Genomic DNA, 26050 nt, shown 5'->3' with positions numbered 1-26050 from the left:
ATGATTTAAGCGATCCCCGAGGCGTGCTTTCGCGCGCCGCGACGCCAGTCCCTGTTCGCGCGAGCGACGTTCATCCCCGGACCGGCCGCAGAGACACGATCAAAGCAGGAATTTACGCATGGCCGATGGCGGCGCCTTCAGCTCTTCCCTTTCGTCCTCTGACGCGTCGCGGCCCATGCCGCGCCACGACTGGACCCGCGCGGACATCGAGCAGTTGCTGGCCCTGCCGTTTCCGGAGCTGATGTATCGCGCCCAGACCACGCATCGCGCCTGGTTCGACCCGACGGAAATCCAGATCTCCACGCTGCTGTCCATCAAGACCGGCGGCTGCCCGGAGGACTGTGCGTATTGCCCGCAAAGCTCCCGCCACGAGGAGAGCGTGAAAGCTGAAAAACTGATGGCGGTCGAGAAAGTGCTGGTCGAAGCGCGCCGCGCGCGCGACGCAGGAGCTGCGCGCTTCTGCATGGGCGCGGCGTGGCGCTCCCCCAAGGAGCGCGATCTCGACACCGTCTGCCAGATGATTGAGGGCGTGAAGGCTATGGGCCTCGAGACCTGTGTCACCCTCGGCATGCTCGACGCCGAACAGAGCGCCCGTCTGCGTGACGCTGGCCTTGATTACTACAACCACAACCTCGACACCTCCCCTGAATATTACGGCGAGATCATCACGACCCGCACGTATCAGGAGCGTCTGGACACCCTCGCCAACGTCCGCGACGCGGGCATCAACGTGTGCTGCGGCGGCATCGTCGGCATGGGGGAGGACGAGTCCGACCGCGCCGGTCTGCTCGCCACCCTCGCCTCCCTGCCCAAGCATCCCGAAAGCGTGCCGATCAACCTTCTCGTTCGCGTCGCGGGAACGCCGCTCGCCTCAGCCGAAGCCGTCGATCCCATCGACTTCGTCCGCGTCATCGCCGCCGCGCGTATCGCCATGCCGTCGAGCCACGTGCGCCTTGCAGCAGGGCGTGAAAACATGACGGACGAGGCGCAGACGCTCTGCTTCATGGCTGGCGCGAATTCGATCTTCTACGGCGAGCGTCTGCTCACCACGCCGAATCCGGCCGCCACGCGCGATCGCAAGCTGATCGACCGGCTTGGCATGCGTACGAGCATGGCGAAGGCGTGAACCAAAAAGGCGCGCTTGAGTCTCCTTCGGAAGCGCCTGATCTCTGGCGTTCAACGGCGGTCGGCGTCGCCCGCCTGCGCGCCGAGCACCAGATCATCGACCGCGGGTCAATTTTTTCAGATCCGCTGGCTGTCCCGATACTCGGGCCTGCGGCGCCCGATCCCATGGAACTGGCGCAGTCCGACGAACACCTGAGACGTGGCGGGATACGGCGATTTATTGCCGCGCGCAGCCGAATCGCGAACGACGTCATCGGCCAGCGCGCGACGCGGGATGGTCTGAGGCAGGCCGTCATACTGGGAGCAGGCCTCGACACCTTCGGACTTCGCAACCCGTATCCCGACCTGACGACGTTCGAACTTGATCGTGCCGCGATGCAGGACTTCAAGCGTCGACGCATCGTCGAGGCCGAAATCCAGATTCCAGCCACTCTGCGTTTCGTTGAAGCCGATTTCGAACGCAAGACTCTGCCCGCCATCCTCGCGGAATCAGGTTTCGACCCTGCTGCGCCAACAGTTTTCGTCTGGCTGGGCGTCGCTATCTACCTGACCCGCGGCTCTATCTCGGCCACACTGGACGTCGTAGCGAAGACGCCCCGCTCCACCATCGTCTTCGATTACTCGGAGCCGCTGGAAAACTACCCGCCACAGGCGCAAAAATTTCTTACCGGCTGGAGCGAGAACGTGAAAACCCGAGGGGAACCGTGGCGTAGCCGGTTCCAGCCGTCCGAAATGCACGCGCTGCTCGCAGAACGCGGCTTCGCGCAGACGATCGACTACAACAAGGGCGGGCTGGCCCGACGCTTCGGAACGGAGCCGCCAGCTCCGGGCGAAGAAGCCGGAGCACATGTCGTCGTCGCCTCCACCGCCGCGCCCGCAGACAGTAAGGGGATTCAGATCGGTCCTGTCGCTGCCCGGTAACGATCAGGATCAGCCTGAGGGGCTGATCCTGACGTCGTTCCTTTACGCCGAAAGCTTTGCGTCGAGCGTAATGTCGGCCTTGAACAGTTTGGAGACCGGGCAGCCGGCCTTCGCCTTCTGCGCCAGTTCGAGAAACTGCTCCTGCGACGCGCCCGGCACCGTGCCAGTCAGTTCCAGATGAATCGCCGGAATCGCAAAGCCGCCATCCTGCTTTTCCAAAGAAACCGTCGCACGCGTGTCGAGCCCGGTAGCCGTGAAGCCAGCCTCACCCAGAATCAACGACAGAGCCATGGTGAAGCAGGCGGCATGGGCGGCCCCGATCAGTTCTTCCGGATTCGAACCCGGCTTGCCTTCGAAGCGCGTGTTAAAGCCATAGGGCTGCTCCTTCAGCGCCCCGCTTTCGGTCGAAATCAGGCCCTTGCCGTCCTTGATTCCGCCTTCCCAATGGGCCGTACCGAATTTCTTGATGGTCATGTCGCTCTCCTAATTCCTGACGCACGCCGCAGGCGGACGAGGAATCTCGCCGCCATTGCAGCGGAACCGCCGCCTCCGCAAACGTGGAGCGCGCGTCTGTAGCGCGCAAGGCGGTTGCCAGCGCCAGAAAGCGGTTCAGGCAATCGGGCCACGAAGTCATTTCGCACGCTTTCATCGCCGGAGGCGCAGTCCGCTGCCAACATGGCGGGTATGCGTTCAGTTCGGACCTGCGTCACGCTCGCAAAGAGATGATGCCGCCCGACGCCATATTTCCGTTCATATGAAAAGCAATGCTCTGTTCGTCGATCCCGCGCCAACTGGCGAAGCGCGCCAGACGGTGCGCCAGTCCGGCCAATCGGCGTCCGGCGTCTTCCCCTCATCGTTGCGACGCGCCATTCTCCGGCCCGGCCAACTTTCCGCGCCGTGATAGCTGCGCGCGTCCAGTCAGGAGTGCCCAATGACCGCTGCCTCTGCCGAATCACAAGCGACGCCGGACGTAGTTCTGATCGGCGGCGGCGTCATGAGCGCCACGCTCGGCACGTTCCTCAAGACGCTTGAACCGAACTGGACGATCGACATCTACGAGCGGCTCGACGATGTCGCGCTCGAAAGCTCGATGCCGTGGAACAACGCGGGCACGGGCCATTCCGCTCTGTGCGAGCTTAACTACACGTCGGAGACCGCCGACGGCGGCATCGACATCAGCAAGGCGGTCAACGTCAACGAACAGTTCCAGATCTCGCGGCAGTTCTGGTCTTATCTCGTGACCACAGGGCAGATCGCGAACCCACGCGACTTCATCACCCCGATCCCGCATATGAGCTTCGTCTGGGGCAACGCGAACACGGATTTCCTCCGCCGCCGTTACGATGCGCTGAAGGACCACCCGCTGTTCGAAGGCATGCGCTACTCCGAAGATCCGGAGCAATTGCGCCAGTGGATGCCGCTGATCATGAAGAATCGCGCAGGCGGACAGAAGCTTGCCGCGACGTGGATCTCCTCCGGCACCGACGTCAATTTTGGCGCGCTGACCCACTTGCTGTTCCGCGCGCTGAAGGCGAAGTCCGGCGTATCGCTGCGCACGAGCACCGAGGTCACTGACCTGACGCGTCAGGCCGATGGCCGTTGGCTGGTCAAGACCAAGGACGTCCGCTCTGGTCAGACACGCACCGTCAGCGCGCGTTTCGTGTTCATCGGCGCGGGCGGCGCGGCCCTGCCGTTGCTACAGAAGAGTGGCGTTCCTGAAGCAAAAGGCGTCGGAGGTTTCCCGGTGAGCGGCGAATTCCTCCGCTGCAAGAATCCGGACGTCATCCGTGCGCATCGCGCCAAGGTTTACGGCAAGGCCTCGGTCGGCGCGCCGCCGATGTCCGTGCCGCACCTCGACACCCGCATGATCGACGGCAAGCCCGCGCTCCTGTTCGGACCCTATGCGGGGTTCTCGACGCGCTTCCTCAAGAAGGGCTCGCTGTTTGACCTTCCGCTATCGGTAAAGAGCGGCAACCTGCGTTCGATTCTCGGCGTGGCGCGCGACAACTGGGATCTCACGAAATATCTGATCCAGCAGGTGCTTCAGACGCAGTCGGCGCGAATGGCGGCGCTGCGCGAATTCGTGCCAGACGCACGCGACGAGGACTGGGAACTGGTCGTCGCGGGTCAGCGTGTGCAGGTGATCAAGCCTGACGCAAAGAAAGGCGGCGTTCTGCAGTTCGGCACGGAAGTCATTACCGGGGCGAACGGTACGGTGGCGGCGCTGCTTGGCGCGTCGCCCGGCGCGTCCACAGCCGCGCCAATCATGCTGACGGTGATCCAGAGGTGCTTCGGCGAAAAGCTCGCCGAATGGGAGCCCAAGCTGAAAGAAATCGTGCCGTCTTACGGCAAGAAGCTGGCGAATGAGCCAGAACTCTGCGCGCAGTTGCGCAAATCGACGACCGAAGCGTTGCAACTCGAAGACTGAGATAGACTCCACCGGCTATCGGGCCGGTGGAGTCGCTCGCATTTTTACTCGTTAAACGCCGCGCCCGATCAGGCGATCCAGTCTGATCGGGTGACGATACCGACAGATTGTCGCCAACCTTCTTGCGCCCCCGCAGGTCAAGCAGCGAGGCTCGCCACGAGGGGCCAGAAACGCAGCCCTCCGTCTACACCACGCCATAGCGGCGAGGTTCACTCCCGTTCGCCCAGCGGAATCCGGTGCCTGGGGCGGCCGCATTCCGCTGTGAGGCTTCAGGCCTTTCCGGCCGCGTCCGTCTTGGTCTTCTCAGGCGTCTTTTCTTCTGACGGAGCCTTGGCTTCCTTCTCGTCCTTCTTGGCCTCGGCGGCCTTCACGGCGGATTCCAGACCCGGCACCTCGATGTCGATTTCCAGCGTCGAACAGTTGTCGCCACGATCCAGCTTCACCTGCACCTTGTCCTGATCAACGGACACATGGCGGCGGATCACTTCCATGATCTCACGCTGCAACTGGATAAGGAGATCCGACTTCCCTTCCCCGACACTTGCGCGCTCGTGGGCCAGAAGAATCTGGAGCCTGTCGCGGGCGACCGGCGCGGAACTGCGTTTGCCGAAAAAATTTGCGAGAAAGCTCATGCCGCACCCCGCTTGAAGAGCCAGTCGAGAAGTCCCTTCCGCTCGGTCGGGACGGTGATATCGACCTTTTCACCCGCCAGACGACGGGCGGCGTCGAAATACGCCCGCGCGGGACCGCTTTCCGGGGCCGCCAGCGTAACGGGCGAACCCAGGTTAGAGGCGCGCAGCACGTCCTGACTTTCCGGGATAATGCCGATCAGCGGGATGGAGAGAATCTCCAGAACGTCGTCGACGCTCAGCATCTCGCCGCGCGCGGCGCGGGCCGGATCGTAGCGCGTGAGAAGCAGGTTTTTCTCGACCTTTTCGCCAGCCTTCGCTTTCTCGGTCGTGCTGTCGAGCATCCCGATGATGCGGTCGCTGTCGCGCACCGAAGACACTTCCGGGTTGGTCACGATCACCGCCTTGTCCGCGTGATACATGGCCAGTTGCGCGCCGCGTTCGATGCCCGCCGGGCTGTCGCAGACGACCCAATCGAACTTCTCGCGAAGCTCGTCCATCACCTTCGCGACGCCTTCGGACGTCAGCGCGTCCTTGTCGCGCGTCTGGGACGCGGGCAGCAGCGACAGCGTGTCGATACGCTTGTCCTTGATAAGCGCCTGCGCCAGCTTGGCGTCGCCCTGGATGACGTTGACCAGATCGAAGACGACCCGCCGTTCGGCTCCCATCACCAGATCGAGATTCCGCAGACCGACGTCGAAGTCGACGACCGCAACGGTCTTGCCCGTTTTCGCGAGCGCCGCGCCGAGCGCTGCGGTCGTGGTCGTTTTACCGACGCCGCCTTTCCCGGATGTGACGACGAGAACCTGCGCCATATAGAATTCGCCTTTTTATTTCATGTCGACTCGTACCGTTAAACGAGTCCGATGTGTTTTTTTAATGAACAGGCGTCCGCGCGGGCAACGGTAATCCCCACGAACGGCGAAACTCTTACGGAAGAGGACGCAAAATCAGGCTTTCGCCCTCAAGGAGCGCTTGAGCGGGCTTGCCCACCAACTCGGGATCAAACTCGTCCGCCACCGCGTAGAACCCGTCGATCGCCAGCAATTCGGCCTGCATCACACGGGCGAAAACCCGGGCGTCCGGGCGTCCAACGATCCCCGCGATCGCACGGCCACGAAGCGCACCGTAAACATGGATTGAACCGCCAGCCGAAATCTCGGCGCCGGAGGCGACTGATCCAAGAATGACGACGTCGCCCTCCGGCCACACGATCTGCTGCCCGGAGCGAACCGGCTGCTCGATGACGAGCGCGCCCGGCGGAAGCGCCGGTGGCTGCTCCTCTGCTTCGTCAGGCACGTCAGCCGCTGCGGAATCCCGCCCGCCGATGAAGCCTTCAGGCCAGTCCCACTCCGCGAATGCGCTCCCGGACCGATCTGCTCCCTCAATGCCGATGACGCGGACGCCCCTCTCCTGCAAGGCAGGAAGAAAAGACGGCAATCCGGGGTCATCCGCGGGCGCAAGGCTCAGGTCGAGGATGATCGGCTTCCCCGCGAAAAACCCTGCAGAACGTTCGATCTGCCTGTCCAGCGCAATCAGCCAGCCGTCGAGCGGCGCCTCGGGCGTCAGGACGAGCGCCAGAAACGAGCGTCCTCCAGCCCTGATCCGCAGGGGCGCGGCGGTGGAGGCCGAAGAAGACGCCGCGTCGGACGATGGGGGAATGGACTGGGAGGCAGTCGGGGCTGTCACTGTCTGGTCGTCTTTCCGCTTCAATCGTCGTCGCGCAGCGAGCCGCCGCGTCGAATCATCTATTGCGTATAGCCCAAAATAGCCTCCGCCAGACAACCCGTGCGGGTACGCGTCATCACCAGCAACACGATTGAGGCGCGAAAAAAGCCGACCGCAGTGGCGAAGGGAGGCGGGACGGCGTTTCGCGTGCGATACGTCTTGCGTCGCCCGAGCATGCGCGTCACGCACGGGTTACACACTGGCGCGGCTGTCCGCGATGCCGTAAATCGTGCGTCATGCGCATCCTTCATCATTTCCCCCTGTCGCCCTACTGCCGCAAGGTGCGGCTGATGCTGGGCGAAAAGAGACTGCCTTTCGAGCCGCTCACCGAACGCGTCTGGGAGCAGCGTCGCGAGTTCGCGAACCTCAACCCCGCCGGGGAGGTTCCGGTTCTCGTGGAGGAAAACGGGCTGGTCATTCCGGACTCGAACGTCATCTGCGAGTATCTTGAGGAAGCATATCCGGACCCCTGCCTTCTCGGGCGCACGCTCGCTGAGCGGGTGGAGATACGGCGGCTGGTCGCGTGGTTCGACCAGAAATTTGCGCGTGACGTCACCAACAATCTGCTCGGCGAAAAGGTGTTCAAGCGGCTGAGCGGTCGCGGCAACCCCGACGGAACGGCGCTGCGCGTCGGGTACGCCAACATCAAGCCGCATCTCGACTATATCGGGCAACTCGCGGAATCACGGAGCTGGCTCGCGGGCGGCGCATTGTCGCTCGCCGACTTCGCAGCGGCGGCCCACGTGTCCTGCCTCGATTTCATCGGCGACATCGACTGGAGCAAGACGCCCGCCGCGCATGACTGGTACGCGCGCATCAAGTCCCGCCCCAGCTTCCGGCCGCTACTCAACGACCGAGTCTCCGGGATCAATCCCCCCGCCTATTACGCCAATCTCGATTTCTGACCGCGCACAGAAGCGACGCGACCATGAAAGCTGAGGCGTTTGACGCCATAGTGCTCGGCGCCGGAGCGGCCGGCCTCATGACCGCGCTGTCAGCGGCGCAGCGAGGAAAGCGCGTCGCCGTCATTGACCACAACGCACAGGCCGGGCGGAAAATCCTGATCTCCGGCGGCGGTCGCTGCAACTTTACAAACCTTCATGTCGCGCCGGATCGTTTTCTTTCGGGCAACAGGCACTTCGCGCGGTCGGCTCTGGCGCGGTTCACGCCAGCCGATTTCATCGCAATGGTCGATCGCCATCGGATCGCGTGGCACGAAAAGACACTTGGCCAGCTATTCTGCGACGGTTCGGCCACCGCCATCCTCTCCATGCTGCTGGACGAGTGTGCGGCGGGGAACGTGGCCATGCGTCTTGGCGAAAGCGTCTCGGACGTCTCACGCGGCGATATGTTCCGCGTCACGACCAGCCGCGGAGTGCTGGAGGCTCCGGCGCTGGTTCTGGCGACGGGCGGCCCCTCGATCCCCAAGATCGGCGCCAGCGGCTTCGCCTATGACCTCGCCCACCGCTTTGGCGTCCCTGTCATTGCGCCGCGTCCGGGTCTTGTGCCGCTACGGGTCGGGAACGACGACCTTGGCTGGATGACGGATCTGTCGGGGGTTTCGCTGCCGGTCCGGGCGCGGTTCGGGAAAACGCATTTCGACGAGGCGATGCTGTTCACGCATCGCGGCCTGTCCGGCCCGGCGATTCTGCAAATTTCGTCCTACTTGCGCGAAGGAGAACCGTTCGGCGTCGATCTCCTGCCGGGCCAGGATCCGCTCTCTCTTCTTCAGACCGTCCGCAGGGAACGCCCGCGCGCCCACGCGCCCGCCGTACTGGCGAACTGGCTGCCCCGGAGGCTCGCCGAAGCGCTTGCGCCACGACTGTTGGGTGACAAGCCTGCAGCAGACTGGTCCGATCGTCTGATTCGTCCGGCCGCCGCCGCGATCCATGACTGGAGCGTGACCCCGGTGGGAACGGAGGGCTATGCGAAGGCGGAAGTGACGCTCGGCGGCGTCGATACGCGCGCGCTCTCATCCCGGAGCATGGAGTGCAACTCCGTTCCCGGGCTGTACGTCGTCGGGGAAGCCGTGGATGTCACCGGATGGCTGGGCGGATATAATTTTCACTGGGCCTGGGCGAGTGGACGCGCAGCGGGTCTCGCCATCGCCGAAGAGCGAGACGAGCCTAGAGCCTAGAGCCTAGAGCCTAGAGCCTAGAGCCTAGAGCCTAGAGCCTAGAGCCTAGAGCCTGAGGGCTCCGCCCGACGCAGCAGTGCAACAACATGCCGCAAACATGCCATGAACGGCGCTCATAGTTACAAAGCAGCGTTACGATCTGCATCTTCATTATTGGCCGAACGTTAACCGGAAAGCGGCGGCGCGAGGTCACGCTCGTATGCCGTCAGAGACGAAAGACGTTATCGAAGCCAGGGGGCTTGCGTTCAGATGATTTCACACCCGTCCATTCGCCGGATTCGTCCCGTAAAGGCAGCCGCAGTTTTTGCCGCCCTCGCGCTGGCGGCATGCACGGGGCAGCCTGGCACGCCCGTGGCGCCCGGTTCATATCCGCCTAACACGCCGCTGGGCGGCACATGCAAGGCCGGTTTCTATACGTGCCAGCTTCCGACCGCGACGCCGTTGGGAGCGCCGTGCAGTTGCCCCGGTCTGGGCGCGGCATCCTACGGACGCGTCTATCTCAAGTAAGGCTGCATGAACTGAAGCGTCATCGGACTGTTGCGCTTTGAAGCTCTGCACGGACCATGTCCGGCAGGAACCGAGCCTTTCATTCGCGTATCGACACGCGACTGAAAGGCTGAGCCTGTTGACAGCCGACTGCGCATTTCTTGCGCCAGACACGTCCGGGAATTGCTTTTCAGGGAGACGGGCGCTAGGTCCAAGGGGTATAGCGCGGCTGCCGTTTCGACTGGTCCGCGATTGAGTGTCACGACCGCACCACTTCCGATGAAAGAAAGACGTTAGCCATGGACGCCAGCCGCGACTCATTGAGTGCGCGCCGAACATCTCATTCGGCCGACGCAAGAGGCAATCTCCAGCGGTGGCTGCCGCTCGTGCGTATCGCGATCTGGTCGGTCGTTTATTTCGCCTTCTACATGGCTCAGCAGATCGCCGAGCTTCTGGCTCCTCTTGCGCTGATCCTTGGCGTCGGCTGGGCCGCCCTGCCCCATGTCGTCGGCGCCGTCTCTTCCAGCGCAGGTAGTGTGGACGCACAGGCGCATGACGTGATGTCGCACATCGCCGACGCCATCCCGCATCAGATCGTGGTCGGAACGCATGTCCTGACTCCATCTGGCCTGATTTTCGACGGCATCGCCCTGATGGCTGTTGCAGCGATCGGCGCCACCCTGTCCGCGATCGCCGCACGCTCCATGTAAAACCGAACTGTCGTGTCGGCGGCCGCGCATCAGGCGCTGTGCCGATCAACGCGACGGAACAGGCCTTCCCATCCGGGAACAAGGCTGAGCATAGCGGGAATTCAACCGGACGAAGGCGGTCGCCTTGTGGTGATTCGCCCTGCCGATCGACCGTTTTCTGGCCGGGCCGCCGCCGCTACAGGCGTACGTTTCTGCGGCCGCTATTCGCCATTTTAATATCCTCATTCATCTATCAACCGGATTTCATTTTATTTTCGGTTTTCGAATGACAATAGTCGCGCCTGGCGACCGTCCGTGGCGCTGGTCAGATCGAATGCCCCTGTCGATGACACTTGCGGCGCCATCGCGACAGCAAAAACACGCTCGCTGGATTGAATCGATACCGATACAGAGTCAAAGACTGTAATTTGATCGGTGCGAACAGGAGAGAGACATGTCGTTATGGGCTGAAGGCAAACCGAAGATTGTCATCGCTCATCCGTTTTTCGACATAAAATCCATCGTGGAAACCTGGGAAAACCCACCTTCCTGCGTGCAGGTCTCCAACAAGACCGAGTTGCTCGAACACCTTCCGGATGCGGAAATTCTTGTGACCGTGACGCTGTGGGAACGGCGTTTTCTGGCGCTGGCTCCACAGCTCAAGCTGCTGCAATCGATCAGTTCCGGCGTGAATCAATACGATCTCGACGATTTCAGAGAACGTGGCGTTGCGCTGTGCAGCGCCCGCGGAGTCAACGCCGCCGCGGTGGCCGAACATGCGATCGGCCTGACGCTCAATCTGTCCCGTCAGCTCGCCGCCGATCGTGACGCGCAACGGGCGCATCAATGGCGGCGCCTGTCGGCGGATCGAGCGTTACGACGGCGGGAACTGGACGGAGCCCACGCGGTGATCGTCGGTTTTGGCGCTATCGGTTCGCGTCTCGCCGCCCTGTGTCTGGCCTTCGGCATGCGCGTGACCGTGGTCCGACAGAACGCCGCAGCGCCAACGGATCTGGATGTCAGCGTGGAGCCGCACGAGCGCTTCGCCGACGCAGCGAGCAGCGCTGATTATGTGCTGCTGACCTGTCCTGCGACGCCGGAGACCATCGGAATGTTGAACGCAGCCGTGCTGGACAGGATGAAACCGAGCGCCATCGTGATCAACGTCGCGCGCGGGCAGATCATCGTTGAAGCAGACCTGATCGCCGCTCTCGTTCAGGGAAAAATCGCGGGAGCCGGCCTCGATACGTTCGAGCGCGAACCGCTGCCGGGCGACTCTCCGCTCTGGGACATGCCGAACGTGATGATTTCTCCGCACGGCGCTGGCGATACGACGGAATACGAGGCGCGCGTCGCGCACCTCCTGCGCGAGAATGCGCGACGCATCGCACTGGGCGAGAGTTTGATCAATCAGGTCGCATAACGCCGTCTGCCGCGATCGCCGGGTGGCGCTTCAGGCGCCCCGGTTCGGCCTGAACCCGGTCGCGACCACATAAAGCTCGCTCGAATCTTTGCGACTGGCTGGGGGCTTCGCATGGCGCACTGACTCGAACAACTTCTTCATCGGCTCCAGCATCTGCTTTTCGGAACCACCCTGAAACACCTTCGCGACGAACGAACCGCCATCCGCGAGCACCTCGATCGCAAAATCCAGCGCGCTTTCGGCCAGCCCAATAATCCGTAGATGGTCCGTCGGCGCATGGCCGGTCGTATTCGGCGCCATGTCCGAGAGCACGACATTCGGCTTGCCGCCCAGCATCTCGATCAGACGAGCGGGCAGGTCCGGATCGGTAAAATCGCCCTCGACGATCTCCGCCCCGGCCACCGGCTCGACAGGGAGAAGATCGACGCCGACGACCCGCGCGGCGCCGCGTTTGACAGCTACCTGCGTCCATCCACCAGGCGCCGCGCCAAGGTCGAGCACGCGTTGCCCCGGCTTGATCAGGTGAAAACGATCGTCAAGTTCGATCAGCTTGAACGCCGCGCGCGACCGCCATCCCTGTTTCTGTGCGGCCTGCACGTACGGGTCGTTGAGCTGACGCGCCAGCCAACGCTGCTGGGCCGTCGTCTTGCCTCGGGTTTTCTTGAGCGACACCGATTTCGTGCGCAGGCTGGTCGGGGCAGCGCCATCGGCGGCGCCGTCGCGCGCGCCCGGCGCAGCCTTGCGCGTCTGCCCCCGGCCCGGCACACGCGCCTGAGCGGCCTTGCGAACATCGCTTTTTCGACCGGGGTTGCGGTCGGTGGGCGTTTCGCCATCAGAAGAAGATTTGGACATCAGATCGAAAACAACGTTTCCCTGCCAGAGGTGGCGCTCACGTCAGCCGGCGTGGCGCGATCGGGGCCGTTCCGACGTATGGTCGCCTGGGCCGCCCCCTTCATCATGCGTATTAGCATGCCGTCCCGCAGACCGCGATCAGCGACGATGACGCCGCCAGGCCACATCGATTGAACTGCGTCAAAGATAGCGCAACCCGGCATGACATAGGCCGCCCGTTCGGGGCCAATGCATGGATGCGCCCGCATGCCTGATATCCCCATCCGATGCAGACGAGAAATCGCTTTCTGCGAAGCCTGACGATCGAGGTAATGCCCATCAACAGCCCAGCGCGTATAGCGCGCCAAATCGAGATCGAGGCAAGCCAGCGTCGTCACCGTACCGCTTGTGCCGACCATTCTAACGTTGCCACGCTGCAACTCGCCGCGAATGCGATGTACCGCCTCAAAATTTTCCAGATATTTCCGCACATATGAAACCATCGCCCGATAGACGCCGGGCCGGCGGCGGGAAAATTTTTCGGACAGGGTGATCACGCCAGCGGGGATGCTGACGTAACCGATCACCTCGTGGGTCCGGCGTTCGGGGTCGAGACGGACCCAGGCGATCTCCGTCGAGCCCCCGCCGATATCCAGTAACAGGCCGCGATTGGCGGCAGGCACAACGGCTATCTCACCCTGCCCGCCCCTAGCCTGCAACAAAAGGCTCGCGCAGCTTTCGACCGCAAGTGCGGCTTCCTCGCGGCTCGATATGATATCGATCACAACGCCGGTTTCGCGCCTGATCCTGTCGATGAAAGCACGGCCATTGGTGGCGCGCCTGCATGCCTCCGTCGCTACGGCGCGAACCAGGGCGGGACGTCGTTTCTCGATGCGCACCGCGCAGGCGCGCACGGCCTCGACCGTGCGGCCCATCGCCTCCTCGGTCAATTCGCCCGACTTCTGGAGCCCCTCACCGAGCCGAACCATGCGGCTGTAACTGTCGAGCACGCTGAAGCCAGCGTTGGTCCGGGCTGCGATCATAAGTCGGCAGTTATTAGTCCCCAGATCGATAGCAGCGAACACGCCCTCGGTCGTGCCGTCCTCGCGCCGACCCGAACAATGACGGCTTTCGGCGCGCCCGCGGGGAAATTCTGAAACTGGCGCCTGGCTATGGAGCCTGGCGTCGGACTGCTCCATCGCCTGGTCCTCTGAACGACGTAATCTAAAATAATATTTCAAGAAACGAAGATGCTCCGCAAGGGAAAATTTCCGCTCTCTTACAAACGCACATAGTCGGGGGTTGCGGAATAGATTTTGGGGTGCTACGAGCCTCCTCGTCGAACGGGGAGCCTTGAGCGCCCTAATGTTTGACCCGCTTGGGGGATAGTTTAGCGGTAGAACTACCGGCTCTGACCCGGTCAGCCCTGGTTCGAATCCAGGTCCCCCAGCCAAAAATTTCCTTATCTAAAGTAACGTGAGCTTTGATCGTAACTATGGCGATCATGCAGTCACCCAAAACGCAGCGCGGGCTGTCTGCTATGAACCGACTGTGTCATGCTCATCGGCGCACGCACCGGGGCGACCTATATTGAAAACAACTCTTAGTCGCAGCGATTTCGGCCCCCGGCACCAGATACATAATACACCAAAAACTTTACAGTAGCGCCGCGCCGTGCGGTGATGACGACGGAAAACGAGCGGCGCACAGGCGCACGTTACTTCAGACCAATTCATGAATTGGAACGAGCCCAAAGCATCCGTTTAACGATCAGTCGTGCCATCATCGGAGCGGCGATCCGCACGGCTGGAGCTTTCGTCCTGCGGTTAATCGACCCGGCAGCCACGTTTGCGCTGCAATCGCCACTTCCCTTTCGGCGTTATAGGCATTCCAAAAGGGACACATTGCGGCAGCCCTGGGGAGAGGTGCGACGCACTCGAGTAGACCCGTCAGGGATTCAAGTGTGTATTTTCAAAAATCGTCATACCGCCGACCACGCACACCCATACATCGAATGGCCGTAATCGCTTCCTCAGGCATTATTTTTTATCAGGTAAATACAAAAATATTCATGAAATGTACGGGGGAAATAAAAATATACATTAAAAAATATATATTTCACTTAGTTACAATTTTAATGTTTCGGACAGAATGTTGTCATTTTTCTGTTTAGATAAAGCAATTTACTAAATCTCAAGATTCCAAAGATATTTTTTCTAATCTTTTGCCTTGTGAAAGCACAAATATGTTTCGTGTCGGGCGTTCTGACATCCGTTCGCTGCCTATATCATTGACCCTGCTCGCAAGCGCATTGATGATCCGGATATTGCTAGCCATTCTCTACCCAGGCGGCGCAAGAGCGGATGAGATTTTCCAGTATCTGGAGCCAGCGCTTCGGCGCGCCGGACACCACGCCGTGACGACGTGGGATTGGCGCGAAGGCATACGCTCCTGGCTTGTCCCTGGCGCCATCTCCAAAATCATAGAAGTCGAAGACGCGCTTGGCGTCGCACGATCTCCGCTAATCGTGCGAATACTATTTTCCATCGCCTCTCTTATGGTCGCCGCAGTGTTTTTACTGCACGGGTGGCTTCAGGATAAGCAAAGAGGGCTCTGGATATGCGGCGTTGCCGGAGCATTATGGCCCGACATCGCGTGCGCCAGTTTCCGAACGCTTGGAGAAACACTCGGCGGAAATTTTCTCGCAACCGGCGTCATACTCGCCAACATAACAGCTGTTTTTTATAAAGACGCATCCCGCCGAAGAGTTTTTATCCTGCTGGCGACATCGTCCATGCTGCTCGGGACTGCAACCGCTGTGCGATTTCAGTTCGGTCCTGCTGCGCTATTCGCAATTGCTCTTACGACATGGCAACTCGGTTTACGGCGCAGCTTCTTTCCTCTTGTGTCGGGGTTCCTTCCTCCAATCGCGTTGCTCGGTCTGGTGGATGGATTGACACTCTCCTACCCTTTTCAATCCGTCTTCCATAATTACTACGTCAACAGCGTTATGGGAGTAGCCGACACTTTTGGATGCAGAAGTCCATTTTTTTATCTTTATAAAATCACAACTTACTGGGGAGCGGCCACCGTTCCCGTGTGTTTTCTCATTTCAAGAACGCCAGCGGCGGCGCGGTCGCCACTGCTCTCTGCGATATTCCTTATTTTTTACCACTCAACTATTCCTCACAAGGAAATATCATTCATATACCCGGCGACGCCATTGCTCATACTTTGCGCCTCCACGTCCCTGGCGCATATGCTTCGCGTCAAGGGAAGTGAGGTCCTGCGGCGAGCGATCGTCGCCGAAGTTTTGATTTGCGTCTCAGTTTTTATCTCCACATTTGCGCCTCACCTGAAAGAAAAAAGCGATCCAGTAAAATTGCAAATTTTAGCTAACAAAAAGAAAGACATGTGCGGGCTTGCCATACTCGACTCCGACAAGACCTGGGGCGCTTTTGGCGGGTACAGCTATATGCGCTCGGGAAAGGCGCTTTATCTTTTCACTACACCGGCGGAAGTTGCCGTCAACGCAAGCCGCTATGATTATCTTATAGGAAAGAAAACAATTTCCATATTTGAACCAGACTTCGAGATCGTTTCGTGCCACGATCAGTTTTGCCTCTACAAAACTGGAAAATCTTGCGAAAATACTTCAGATTATGATCAGTTTTCACGAAAACTAAAAACGCTCGAATCGCCTCACATATAGTTGGATTTAGGCCACGCCCCTGATCGAAAGGCCCCTCGCAGAGAAAGTTTTTCGTCAATGTCCACCGCATAATCTCTCGCGGCATGCATGGCTGGAACGACCTCGACAATCCGGGGCGGAGGGGACGCCCCACAAGCAAATCGAGAATATGCCCGGCAAGTGCGGCCATGACCGTCAGCATCTGGATAGTCATGGCGCACCGTGCATTAGCCGACACGATTGCGTTGACTTACCAGAGTGAAGTGTGTCGAGCTCACGGACAGAACTCTCTGTCCGGGCCGGCATAGTCGGACCGAATGGGTTCACTCGATCCGAGTATTTCCTACAGGATCACTCCCACCGCCATTCGCTGATCTCTGGCATATCCTTGCCGTGCTCGCGCACGTACCGCGTGTGCTGCACCAGCTTATCCCTGACCGACTGCTCAACGTAAGCCGTGCGCGCCGCAAAACGTGGCACACGTCTTACAATGTTCGAGACCAGATGAAATCTGTCCAGATGATTGAGAACCGTCATATCGAACGGAGTGGTTGTAGTGCCTTCCTCTCGATACCCATGGACATGAAAATTGGAGGCGTTGGCACGCTTGTAGATCAGCGTGTGAATGAGAGACGGATAGCCGTGAAAGGCGAAAATCACAGGCTTATCGAGTGTGAACAGTGCATCAAATGTCTCTCCAGGAAGTCCGTGAGGATGCTGCTCCGGGGACTGCAACGCCATCAGATCCACGACATTGACAAAACGCAGCTTCAGATCAGGCATCTGTTCACGCAGGATTTTCACCGCGGCCAGCGCCTCAAGCGTCGGAACGTCGCCCGCGCAGGCGATCACCGCATCCGGCTCCTCGCCGCGATCATTGCTCGCCCATTCCCATATGCCTAAACCCTTGCTGCAATGGCTGATGGCTGCGTCCATATCCAGCCACTGCAAATCCGGTTGTTTTCCGGCGACAATGACGTTGATGACGTCACGAGTGCGAAGACAGTGATCGGCGACATGCAACAACGTATTGGCGTCAGGCGGCAGATATATGCGCGCGATATCCGCTTTTTTTGTAGCGATGTGGTTCAGGAATCCCGGGTCCTGATGACTGAATCCATTGTGATCCTGTCGCCAGACATGCGAGGTGATCAGGTAATTCAATGAAGAGATCGTTTGCCGCCACGGAACCTCGCGAGACGTCTTCAGCCATTTCGCGTGCTGGTTCACCATCGAATCAACGATGTGGATGAACGCTTCGTAGCACGAAAAAAAACCATGCCGTCCGGTCAACAAGTAGCCCTCAAGCCATCCCTGGCAAGTGTGCTCGCTCAGGATTTCCATGACCCGTCCATCGGGCGCCAGGTGATCATCGTAGTCGTATCGCACCGCCTCCCACGCGCGATCAGTCACCTCCAGCACCGCGTTCAACCGGTTCGAATTGTTTTCATCCGGCGACAACACGCGAAAATTGGCCTGGTCCCGATTGGCCGCCATGACGTCTCGCAGCCAGCCGCCAAGAATGCGCGTCGCCTCCGCCGTCGCCTGTCCCGGCCCGCTGACAGCTACCGCGTGCATTGCGTAGTCTGGGAGGCGCAGAGGTCGCCGCAACAGGCCGCCGTTGGCGTAAGGCGACGCGCTCATCCGCTTTTCGCCTTTTGGCGCGAGTGCTGCGATATCCGCGCACAGCCCGCCCTGCTCGTCGAACAGTTCCTCAGGCTTGTAGGAACGCAGCCAGTCGTCGAGCACCGCGAGGTGATCGCCTTTGGCCAGATCCGCAACAGGAACCTGATGTGCGCGCCAAAATCCTTCCGTCTTCAGGCCGTCGACTGTCTTCGGTCCGGTCCAGCCCTTCGGACTACGGAGAACGATCATCGGCCAACACGGACGAGACGGAGCGTCCCCGGCACGGGTTGCGTTCTGGATCTCGCTAATGGCGGCGAAAGCCTGATCCATCGCCGTCGCCATAGCCTGATGCATGGTTTCAGGATCGTCGCCTTCGACGAAAATCGGGGCGTGGCCGTATCCACGCAGCAAGGCCTCAAGCTCGTTTTTCGGAATACGCGCCAGAACCGTAGGATTCGCGATCTTGTAGCCATTGAGATGAAGAATCGGCAGGACGGCGCCATCGCGCGTCGGGTTGAGAAATTTGTTGGAGTGCCAGGACGCCGCTAGCGGCCCGGTTTCAGCCTCCCCGTCTCCGATCACGCAGGCGACCACAAGGTCAGGATGATCGAAAGCCGCGCCATAAGCGTGAGACAACGAGTATCCCAGTTCTCCACCCTCATGGATTGAACCCGGCGTGGTGGCGGCTGCGTGGCTGGGGATGCCGCCCGGAAACGAGAATTGCTTGAACAGCCGACCTATGCCCGCCTCGTCCCGCGTCACCTCCGGGAAATATTCCGAATACGTGCCTTCCATATAGGTACTGGCTACGACGCCCGGCGCGCCATGTCCGGGGCCTGCGACGAAAAGAATATCCCGGTTTTGTTCCCGTATGATTCTGCTTAGATGCAGCCAAAGAAAGTTTAACCCTGGAGTGGTTCCCCAATGCCCGAGCAGGCGCGGTTTCGTATGTTCCAGCGTCAGCCGCTCGCGAAGCAGCGGGTTCGCCATAAGATAGATTTGTCCGACGGACAGATAATTGGCGGCGCGCCACCATCTTTCGAATACATCGAGTTCCTGTCGGCTCAACGGCGTCTTCGGCGTCTCTGTCATCGTCGACTCCTATGAATTCATTTTATCGTCGGTCGCGATTTAATGCGCCGGATTCGATTGTTTTCTTCAATGGTCCGCGCCGACCGGGTCTCCGTCACGAAGACGGTCTCGCACGGCGCGCAAGATCATGACATCTTCATCAGTCGGCTCCACCAGAACACGGACGCGACTGTCCGAAGTCGTGATGACGCCCCTCCCCGCACGGTTCGCTGCGTCGTCGAGCTTGACCCCGAGCCAGTTCAGAGCCTGACAGACGTCCTGACGAAGCTCGACATCATGTTCTCCAACGCCCGCAGTGAACACCAGCGCGTCAAGACCGCCAAGCGTCGCCGTCAATGCGCCGATTTCCTGCACGATCCTGTAGGCGAAAAGATCGAGCGCCTGCCGCGCCGGCTCGCAGTCCTGCGCAGCCCGTAACGCGCGCATGTCCGCCGAAAGACCAGAAACGCCGAGCAGACCAGACTGATGGTACAGGATATCGACGAGGTCTTCGTAGCTGCGCTGTTCAGTTCCGAGCATATAAAGGAGTGCGCCCGGGTCTATGAGCCCTGTTCGCGTGCCCATCATCAGGCCGTCGAGCGAAGAAAACCCCATAGTGGTCTCCACGCTCCTTCGTTCTCGCATAGCGCACAGACTCGCGCCGCTGCCCAGATGCGCTACGATCACCCTGCCCTCCGCGACGTCGGGTGCAATCTGCGGCAGACGTTGAGCGATATAAGCGTAGGAAAGGCCATGAAATCCGTAACGCCGGACCCCCGCGTCTCTGTAGCGGCGGGGAAGCGCAAAACGGGTCGCCACATCAGGCATACCACTGTGAAAGCTTGTATCAAAACAGGCGATTTGCGGAATTCTCGGCCGCTCATGCGCCAATACGCGCACAGGCGCCAGAGATGCCGGCTGATGCAGCGGATCGAATGGCGTCAGCGCCTCCAGATCTTTCAGAATCTGGGGTGTTATGCGAACCGGTTCGACATATCGGCTGCCTCCATGCACGATACGATGCCCGGCTGCGACCAGACGAACGTCATCAAGGCGAGCCTCTATCCAGTGAATGAGGGACGTTAACGTCTGCGCCGAGAAGCAACCGGACGGAGAGGGGTCGCCATCTAACTCCCCACCCAGCGCCTCGTCTGCAAGCGTCTCTCCCCGGCTTCCTGTTGCGCGCAGCCGAACGCGCTTTCCGTCAACTTCGACGGCCCCACTCATGAACGCGGCCTCAGAGGCGCGGTCGCTACTTTGTCCACCAGGATAGACACTGAATTTGAGATTCGATGAGCCGGCGTTCAGAGCGACAACGGCTTCGGCCATGTTTCTCTCCCTCGCCGTGTCTTCGTTGGCTGAAAAACGTCACTCGGGGAGCTCCCCGGCCCAGACCGGTCCCTTTAGAAAAGATGCCGCCGAAGGAAGTAACGTCATTTGAGCGAACGGGGATATTCGCGAAACGCGTCCGTCTGGAGCGTGGTGGTCAAACTAACGCCCTGCTGAGGCGCACCAGGCGTTGACGCCAGACGCCAACAATCCAGACTAACACCAATGAAGGAACGCCAAGCGAAAACAGTCTACCCTATCGCGGTCAGCTTATGCCAACCGAATCCTGCGTAACATGATCGAGATCAATCCGCGCCGCCTGGCCGAGCAAGGTCGTAGTAGCTCTGTTCAAGGCGGAAATGGGGCGAATAGGCTGGGTCGCGAAGATACAACGGATTATCGCCCCACTTCACATGCATGTGTCGTGTTTCCTCCTGGAAACGCGCCTCATGTTCCGGCCGGTCATCGCTGCCACGCGACAATCCTTCGTGGTGCACCGCCACGAAATCGTTGCACTGGATAATCCGCCAACCGGCGTCCCGCAGCTTGAGGCAAAAATCGACGTCGTTATACGCGACCTTCAGATTCACTTCGTCGAATCCATCGACCTCGCGGAACGCCTCAGCCCGCACGAGCATTCCGGCCGCCGTAACTGCCGTCGTTTCATGCGACAACACTGCACGGCCGATATACCCGTAATCGTTTCCCGGAAGGCCGCGATGCACATGCGTCGCCACCCCGTTAGGCCCGACGGCGACGCCGACATGTTGCACTGCGCCGCTTGGGTATAGGAATTTACCACCGACAGCGCCGATATCATCGGCAGCCAGAGCTTCCGAGAGCACAATCTGCAACCATTGCGGATCATGCATGAACAGATCGTTGTTCATGAAAAAGAAAAATTCGGACTGGCTTTTAGCAGCCGCCAGATTGTTCAGGCGAGAATAATTGAATTCCTCCCGCACTGGCATCACGCTGACGCGCTTGTCGCGGACGATTTCTTGACAAAAGTCCGCAGCTTCTTGTGTTGCGGACCAATTATCGACCAGCACGATATTGAAATGCTTGTAATCGGTGTTCTCAAGCAATCGCGCGACGCATTCGCGCGTCGTATCAATCTGGTCCTTAAACGGGATGATGATCGTCACGTCCGGCGTTCGCTGCAAGGACCACCTTACATCATAAATCGTGATGTCATTGAGAGCTTTCACCTCCGCCGTGTGACCAACTCTTTTCAGATGATCAGCGACCGCCTGCACGCCCGCCTTGACCGCATATTGCTTGTTGGCGACCGTCGTTGCGGTCGAATTCGGCGTCTTGCGCCAGTGATAAAGAACTTCAGGAACGTGAAGAATCTCATCCCGCGGGACGATTTCCGTCAACCGAAGCATGAGGTCGTGATCCTGTGCGCCGTCATATTGCGCGCGCAGATCGCCTGCCTCCCGCAAAACATCGGCCCTCACAAGAGTCAAATGACAAATGTAATTGCACCCCAGAAGGTAGCGATAATCAAAATCAGGCTTGAAATTCGGTTCCTGAAACACGCCCGCATCATCTATCTTGTCTTCATCAGAATAGATAATTTTTGCCTCAAGCCCATGAGCCGCCTGGAACATTCTCTCAAGCGCGACATCCACGAGCAGATCGTCGTGATCGAAGAACGCGATCCATTTTCCTTTCGCCGCAGCTATCCCGGCGTTCGTGGCTCCGGCAATGCCGACATTCTTGCGCAGGCGCAGCAATTTTATGCGAGGGTCGGCGCGACAATATTCCGCCAGCCGCGCGGCGACTTCAAGAGACTTGCCGCCATCGTCGACAACGATCAGTTCCCAGTTGGTCCAGGTCTGGGCGATCACGGATTCTACGGCCGCGATGAAGTGCTCCATATCGGGCTTGTAGGTGGGACAGATCACGCTGACCAACGGCTGCCCGTCAGCTCCGCCTCCAGACGCCGCGCGACGCTCCGCGACGCGAGCGCGCAGCGAATCGAAATACTCACGCGCCCAGACGTCATAGTCACCAAGCGTATGACGCGCCTTCGGCGTAAGATCCGCAATCTGGGTACGTAACGCCGATATCTCGCGATGCAAACGATCGACGGTTTCGCCCAACAAAAGCAGCCGTGCCTCCAGTTGGTCATCGACCACGCTGGTTACGACCGGGCTCCCGCTCAATTCGACATTTTCAGGAATGACGTGGAAGCTGAAGCGATGCGCCCCGGCGCGCCGCTGGTTGCGTGGAATCGCGACCTCAAACCCGCAATTTGGATCGCCGCCGATAGCCGCAGCGACATCGCCACGGAACCGATCCGCCCTGACCTGCTTAAACGGCGCTCCATCGATATGGATCGCCACGTCGCACGCCCCTAGCCGCGCCCCGGAGGCAGGATCGACGCGCTGAACCCAGCCGCGCAGTGCGCCGGCACGGAAACCATCAACAAACGAGTCGAACCTGAACCGTGGCGCGAGCATGAAAACGATATCTTCGTGCCGTATCTGCCCGTCATTCGCCGCCAGGGACGGAACGATCGACCGATCAGGAAAACGCAGGCCAAGCCGGTGCTCGAGACCGTCGACCACAGAGTCCGGCAAGGTGAACGCGAATCCCAGGCGCGGCGTCATGACGCCGATACTGGCCTGAACATCCTGACGAAGCTGGTCGCAGATGACCGTGCCTATTTCCTGCTCATCGAGCAGAACGTGCAGTTTTACAGGCTCGCGTGGCGACGTAAGATTGCACGCCCACCCCCTCAATTCGCGCCCGTCGAGACTATCGAAGTAACCGGCGAATTGAGCGACACGTGGTGTCGCCGCCAGGGGAGCATTCATCGAATATCCTCGTCGTCAACATTGCCACCGGAGCATTGCCGCCCGGACGAGGTGAATGACCTCGAAGCGTTCAAACCCGGCGTGTAAAAAAACTTACGAAAATTAGAGAGCAGGCGGGTGGCGCTCACCGCTTCCGATTACAAAATCCTGGTCCGCTCGTGCGGCGAGCGCTTCTTTTGTGCTGGAGCGCTCTCCTCGCCGCCGGTGGAACCGATCAGCTCAATTCACAGCATATCCTGCCGCATCCCTGGCACTCAGACAACAATGCGCCGCCCCAAACGCTACACAACACTTAACGCGAGGATATTACGGGCGGCCGGTTAATTTTCAGGAAATGCGCCATCGCCTTGCGTGCTCGACCCGCGTCGAGACCAATCGCTATGAGCCCACCGATCTGCGTCGGCTTCTGCGCCAGAGATTGCAAAAGCGCACCAACCTTCACCCCTCCTTCGGGGCTGAGGGCGAACGCCGTCGCGGGCGGGAGCGTGCGCGATGCGGAATCGCAGATCGCCCGCAACACGGCGAACGGCAGACGCGCCTCACGCGCTCGCTGCGCGACAAAACCGCTTTCCATATCCAGAGCGCAACAGCCGCTTTCAAGACCCAGGCGTTGCTTATCTTCCGCCGTCAGAACGACCGTATCACTGTGCAGCAGGGCTCCGCCCACAGTCACGCCATCCTTCGCCCCGAGTGCGCGTCTCAGCCTCGGGTCACACGGAACAACCCGCCCGTCCACGGCAACTGCGTCGGGAATGACAATGCTTCCGGGCGCCAGCGCAGGATCGAGTCCGGCCGCGAGCCCAAAAGACACCAACCCCGACGCCCCCACGGCGACCAGCCTGTCGACCCCTCGTCGCGCTCCGTCCGGCGTAGCGCCGCTGATCGCAATCGGCGCGTCGGGAAAAAACTGACGCAACAGGGCCGCTTCGGCTTTCAGGCCGACAAGGAACCCGACATTCCCGTCGATCGCGGCGAGCGAGCCGCCAGGCGTGGCGTCAGAAGCCAAAGGCGACCTGCCGTGAGTTGCTGTTTTCCAGGTTGCGATAACGCGACAGCGCCAGAAGAGGGAAGAACATCCTGTAACCATGGTAACGGAGGTAGAACACGCGCGGGAAGCCGACGGCGTTATACGGCTGCTCCCGCCATTCGCCATTTGCGTCCTGATGGCTGGCCAGCCACGCCACGCCGCGCGCCGTCGCAGGATCATCCCTTCGGCCGACCGCCATCAGCCCCAAAACCGCCCAGGCCGTCTGCGACGGAAGGCTCTCCTTGTACGCGCCGCGCGGGCCGTCTTCGTAACTCTCACACCCCTCGCCCCAGCCGCCATCCGGACGCTGAACGGAGCGCAGCCACTCCACCGCGCGCGCCACCGCCGGATCGTCGTGCGAGACGCCAGCTATGTTGAAGGCGCACAGGGCCGACCATGTGCCGTAAATATAGTTCGTGCCCCAGCGCCCGAACCAGGAGCCGTCCTTTTCCTGCTCCCGACGCAGATATTCCAGCCCACGTTCGATGACGGGCCTGTCTTCGGGGTTTTTGAGCTGCGCCAAGAAAGAGATGCAGCGCGCCGCCACATCGACCGTCGGCGGATCAAGCAACGCTCCATGATCCGAAAACGGAATATGGTTCAGCAGTTCCTTGTTGTTGTCGACGTCGAACGCGCCCCAGCCGCCGTTGCTGCTCTGCATGCCGATGATCCACTGGCGCGCGCGCTCGATCGCCTCGGCGCTCGCCGGGTCGCCTTCTCGGTGCAGCAGCATGCCGACGACCGCCGTATCGTCGACGTCCGGGTAGTAGTCGTTGCCGTACTGGAACGCCCAGCCGCCGGGCGGCAAATCGGGACGGTTGATCGCCCAGTCGCCCTTCACGTCGAGAATCTGCTTGGACCGCAGCCACTCTCCCGCCCTGGAGAGATCCGCCTTCGTCTTCTCCGGCTCCACGCCCTGTTGACCAGACGCAGCCTCAATCAGCGCATGACCGGCCAGCCCTGTGTCCCAGATCGGGGAAACGCAGGGCTGAAAGTAAATCTCGTCGCCATGATCGATCGCCAGCGCCCGGACGGATTCCCAGGCGGTGCTGGCGCGCGGGTCGCTGTCGGGCACGCCCAGCGCTCGGTACATCATCACGGAATTCGCCATGGCCGGATAAATCGCGCCCAGTCCGTCACGTCCGTTCAGACGCGGCTCGATAAACCGCACTGCCGCATCGAGCGCACGCCGATGGGTCGAAGCCGGAATCAGCTTCGTCGCCGGGCGCAGCACCTTGTCGAGCATGGTGAACGCCCTGCCCCACGTCGAGCGATAGGGCCCACGTATCCAGTCCTTCACCTTTTCGGGCGGGGTCACGAAAAGCTCTCGCACATGCACGCTGCGAGGATTGAGCGCCACCGGCTTCAGCGCGGCGAGCACCAGCAACGGCGCGATGACCGTGCGCGACCAGTACGACATGTTCCACACGGAAAAGAACGCCGAACGGGGCAGCAGCATCAGTTCGACCGGCATGACCGGCATCGCACGCCATGGCACTTCCCCGAAAAGCGCGAGCTGAAAGCGCGTAAACACGTTGGTGCGCTCCGCCCCGCCGTTAGCAAGGATAGCTTCTCGTGCGCGCCGCATATGCGGCGCGTCGATGTCGTCGCCAATACATTTCAGCGCGAAGTACGCCTTCACAGTGGCGGAAATGTTGAAGTCGCCATCGTGATAAAGCGGCCAACCGCCATGCACGCCCTGAATACGACGCAGGTAGACGCCCACTTTCTGTTCAAGTTCGTCGTCGATACGATCAAGGAAGTGTTCCAGCAGCACGTATTCGGCCGGGATTGTCGCATCCGATTCAAGCTCGAACACCCAGTGGCCATCGTCACGCTGCCGGCTGGAGAGAGCGGCGTGCGCGTTCCTGACCAGTCGGTCGAGTTCACCGGGGTCCAACACCGGAGCGACGGGCGTCGCGACGCCCGTCGGCAGTGTATCGGTAGCGGAATCCGTGACGTCCAACATGATCTGTAGTCATCCCTCCTCGAATCCGACTGCCCCCGCACGCGTCGCCCGACAGGGCTCACGGACGGGATGCTCGACGCCGGACATCAATCCTCCGGGCGGCCACATGGGC

The 26050-nt window shown here is 60.5% G+C and carries 20 protein-coding genes and 1 tRNA gene; 10 read left to right on the top strand and 11 right to left on the bottom strand.

Features of this window, described 5'->3' with window-relative positions; translation table 11 throughout:
* The first annotated feature begins 118 nt into the window (after positions 1-118).
* Both bioB and G442_RS23615 read left to right on the top strand, forming a co-directional pair.
* A complete protein-coding gene (gene bioB, locus G442_RS0119465; RefSeq protein ID WP_026399276.1) occupies positions 119-1126 on the top strand; it encodes a biotin synthase BioB in 1008 nt (335 codons plus the stop codon).
* Positions 1123-2046, top strand: coding sequence for a class I SAM-dependent methyltransferase (locus G442_RS23615; RefSeq protein ID WP_051292571.1), 924 nt, complete (start codon positions 1123-1125; stop codon positions 2044-2046). The genes bioB and G442_RS23615 overlap by 4 nt, the downstream gene beginning before the upstream one ends.
* A 42-nt stretch (positions 2047-2088) precedes the next feature.
* Here the strand turns inward: G442_RS23615 and G442_RS0119455 are convergent, their stop codons facing one another.
* Positions 2089-2520: an OsmC family protein gene (locus G442_RS0119455; RefSeq protein WP_026399275.1), complete on the bottom strand. Its 432-nt coding sequence runs from the start codon at positions 2518-2520 to the stop codon at positions 2089-2091.
* Between the two features lie 457 nt (positions 2521-2977).
* Between G442_RS0119455 and G442_RS0119440 the strand changes: the two genes are divergently transcribed.
* Positions 2978-4474 carry a malate:quinone oxidoreductase gene (locus G442_RS0119440; protein ID WP_026399273.1) on the top strand — a complete coding sequence of 499 codons (1497 nt, stop codon included), beginning with the start codon at positions 2978-2980 and terminating at the stop codon, positions 4472-4474.
* Positions 4475-4743: 269 nt separating this feature from the next.
* Here G442_RS0119440 and minE read toward each other — a convergent pair whose 3' ends face one another.
* From minE to minC, 3 genes are all read right to left on the bottom strand, one after another.
* A complete protein-coding gene (gene minE, locus G442_RS0119435) occupies positions 4744-5106 on the bottom strand; it encodes a cell division topological specificity factor MinE (RefSeq protein ID WP_026399272.1) in 363 nt (120 codons plus the stop codon).
* A complete protein-coding gene (gene minD, locus G442_RS0119430) occupies positions 5103-5918 on the bottom strand; it encodes a septum site-determining protein MinD (RefSeq protein WP_026399271.1) in 816 nt (271 codons plus the stop codon). Before minD ends, minE begins: the two co-directional genes overlap by 4 nt.
* Before the next feature lie 115 nt (positions 5919-6033).
* The gene (gene minC, locus G442_RS0119425; RefSeq protein WP_035376982.1) at positions 6034-6765 is read right to left on the bottom strand and encodes a septum site-determining protein MinC; all 732 of its coding nucleotides are present in this window, start codon (positions 6763-6765) and stop codon (positions 6034-6036) included.
* 302 nt (positions 6766-7067) lie between these two features.
* Here minC and fzlA point away from each other — a divergent pair, with 302 nt between their 5' ends.
* From fzlA to G442_RS0119395, 5 genes are all read left to right on the top strand, one after another.
* Positions 7068-7736, top strand: a complete 669-nt coding sequence (gene fzlA / locus G442_RS0119415; RefSeq protein WP_026399268.1) for an FtsZ-binding protein FzlA — start codon at positions 7068-7070, stop codon at positions 7734-7736.
* A 23-nt stretch (positions 7737-7759) separates the two neighbouring features.
* Entirely contained in the window at positions 7760-8968 is a 1209-nt protein-coding gene (locus tag G442_RS0119410) for a BaiN/RdsA family NAD(P)/FAD-dependent oxidoreductase (RefSeq protein WP_026399267.1), read from the top strand.
* 249 nt (positions 8969-9217) lie between these two features.
* A complete protein-coding gene (locus G442_RS0119405) occupies positions 9218-9475 on the top strand; it encodes a hypothetical protein (protein ID WP_051292570.1) in 258 nt (85 codons plus the stop codon).
* Between the two features lie 278 nt (positions 9476-9753).
* Positions 9754-10164 (top strand): hypothetical protein, encoded by a 411-nt coding sequence (locus G442_RS0119400; protein ID WP_026399265.1) that lies wholly within the window; start codon positions 9754-9756, stop codon positions 10162-10164.
* A 433-nt stretch (positions 10165-10597) separates the two neighbouring features.
* A complete protein-coding gene (locus tag G442_RS0119395; RefSeq protein WP_026399264.1) occupies positions 10598-11566 on the top strand; it encodes a D-2-hydroxyacid dehydrogenase in 969 nt (322 codons plus the stop codon).
* Between the two features lie 30 nt (positions 11567-11596).
* On the opposite strand, the gene G442_RS0119390 is transcribed toward G442_RS0119395, so the two are convergent.
* Both G442_RS0119390 and G442_RS23610 read right to left on the bottom strand, forming a co-directional pair.
* Complete coding sequence (locus G442_RS0119390; RefSeq protein WP_084440743.1) at positions 11597-12418, bottom strand: RlmE family RNA methyltransferase; 822 nt, start codon at positions 12416-12418, stop codon at positions 11597-11599.
* Positions 12418-13596, bottom strand: coding sequence for a Ppx/GppA phosphatase family protein (locus G442_RS23610; protein ID WP_084440742.1), 1179 nt, complete (start codon positions 13594-13596; stop codon positions 12418-12420). Before G442_RS23610 ends, G442_RS0119390 begins: the two co-directional genes overlap by 1 nt.
* A 180-nt stretch (positions 13597-13776) precedes the next feature.
* Here G442_RS23610 and G442_RS0119380 point away from each other — a divergent pair.
* Positions 13777-13850, top strand: a tRNA-Gln gene (locus G442_RS0119380).
* 792 nt (positions 13851-14642) lie between these two features.
* Positions 14643-16109, top strand: coding sequence for a glycosyltransferase family protein (locus G442_RS0119375; RefSeq protein ID WP_026399262.1), 1467 nt, complete (start codon positions 14643-14645; stop codon positions 16107-16109).
* Between the two features lie 330 nt (positions 16110-16439).
* On the opposite strand, the gene G442_RS0119370 is transcribed toward G442_RS0119375, so the two are convergent.
* From G442_RS0119370 to shc, 5 genes are all read right to left on the bottom strand, one after another.
* Positions 16440-18806: a phosphoketolase family protein gene (locus tag G442_RS0119370; RefSeq protein ID WP_026399261.1), complete on the bottom strand. Its 2367-nt coding sequence runs from the start codon at positions 18804-18806 to the stop codon at positions 16440-16442.
* A 66-nt stretch (positions 18807-18872) separates the two neighbouring features.
* Positions 18873-20114 carry an acetate/propionate family kinase gene (locus G442_RS23605; protein ID WP_035376958.1) on the bottom strand — a complete coding sequence of 414 codons (1242 nt, stop codon included), beginning with the start codon at positions 20112-20114 and terminating at the stop codon, positions 18873-18875.
* 305 nt (positions 20115-20419) lie between these two features.
* Positions 20420-22942: a glycosyltransferase family 2 protein gene (locus G442_RS0119360; RefSeq protein WP_026399260.1), complete on the bottom strand. Its 2523-nt coding sequence runs from the start codon at positions 22940-22942 to the stop codon at positions 20420-20422.
* A 292-nt stretch (positions 22943-23234) separates the two neighbouring features.
* A complete protein-coding gene (locus G442_RS0119355; protein ID WP_035376957.1) occupies positions 23235-23948 on the bottom strand; it encodes a phosphorylase family protein in 714 nt (237 codons plus the stop codon).
* A complete protein-coding gene (shc, locus tag G442_RS0119350; protein WP_051292569.1) occupies positions 23938-25938 on the bottom strand; it encodes a squalene--hopene cyclase in 2001 nt (666 codons plus the stop codon). Before shc ends, G442_RS0119355 begins: the two co-directional genes overlap by 11 nt.
* Positions 25939-26050 lie beyond the last annotated feature (112 nt).

The organism is Acetobacter nitrogenifigens DSM 23921 = NBRC 105050 (genome assembly GCF_000429165.1).
GTDB classification, from domain to species: Bacteria; Pseudomonadota; Alphaproteobacteria; order Acetobacterales; family Acetobacteraceae; genus Acetobacter; species Acetobacter nitrogenifigens.
This window is presented reverse-complemented; position numbering and strand designations above follow the sequence as displayed.

Excerpts from the sequence above, each read along its gene's own strand:
- bioB (WP_026399276.1), top strand. The coding sequence starts at position 119 with ATGGCCGATGGCGGCGCCTTCAGCTCTTCCCTTTCGTCCTCTGACGCG.
- G442_RS0119455 (WP_026399275.1), bottom strand. The coding sequence starts at position 2,520 with ATGACCATCAAGAAATTCGGTACGGCCCATTGGGAAGGCGGAATCAAG.
- G442_RS0119440 (WP_026399273.1), top strand. The coding sequence starts at position 2,978 with ATGACCGCTGCCTCTGCCGAATCACAAGCGACGCCGGACGTAGTTCTG.
- minE (WP_026399272.1), bottom strand. The coding sequence starts at position 5,106 with ATGAGCTTTCTCGCAAATTTTTTCGGCAAACGCAGTTCCGCGCCGGTC.
- minD (WP_026399271.1), bottom strand. The coding sequence starts at position 5,918 with ATGGCGCAGGTTCTCGTCGTCACATCCGGGAAAGGCGGCGTCGGTAAA.
- fzlA (WP_026399268.1), top strand. The coding sequence starts at position 7,068 with ATGCGCATCCTTCATCATTTCCCCCTGTCGCCCTACTGCCGCAAGGTG.
- G442_RS0119410 (WP_026399267.1), top strand. The coding sequence starts at position 7,760 with ATGAAAGCTGAGGCGTTTGACGCCATAGTGCTCGGCGCCGGAGCGGCC.
- G442_RS0119405 (WP_051292570.1), top strand. The coding sequence starts at position 9,218 with ATGATTTCACACCCGTCCATTCGCCGGATTCGTCCCGTAAAGGCAGCC.
- G442_RS0119400 (WP_026399265.1), top strand. The coding sequence starts at position 9,754 with ATGGACGCCAGCCGCGACTCATTGAGTGCGCGCCGAACATCTCATTCG.
- G442_RS0119395 (WP_026399264.1), top strand. The coding sequence starts at position 10,598 with ATGTCGTTATGGGCTGAAGGCAAACCGAAGATTGTCATCGCTCATCCG.
- G442_RS0119390 (WP_084440743.1), bottom strand. The coding sequence starts at position 12,418 with ATGTCCAAATCTTCTTCTGATGGCGAAACGCCCACCGACCGCAACCCC.
- G442_RS23610 (WP_084440742.1), bottom strand. The coding sequence starts at position 13,596 with ATGGAGCAGTCCGACGCCAGGCTCCATAGCCAGGCGCCAGTTTCAGAA.
- G442_RS0119375 (WP_026399262.1), top strand. The coding sequence starts at position 14,643 with ATGTTTCGTGTCGGGCGTTCTGACATCCGTTCGCTGCCTATATCATTG.
- G442_RS0119370 (WP_026399261.1), bottom strand. The coding sequence starts at position 18,806 with ATGACAGAGACGCCGAAGACGCCGTTGAGCCGACAGGAACTCGATGTA.
- G442_RS23605 (WP_035376958.1), bottom strand. The coding sequence starts at position 20,114 with ATGGCCGAAGCCGTTGTCGCTCTGAACGCCGGCTCATCGAATCTCAAA.
- G442_RS0119360 (WP_026399260.1), bottom strand. The coding sequence starts at position 22,942 with ATGAATGCTCCCCTGGCGGCGACACCACGTGTCGCTCAATTCGCCGGT.
- shc (WP_051292569.1), bottom strand. The coding sequence starts at position 25,938 with ATGTTGGACGTCACGGATTCCGCTACCGATACACTGCCGACGGGCGTC.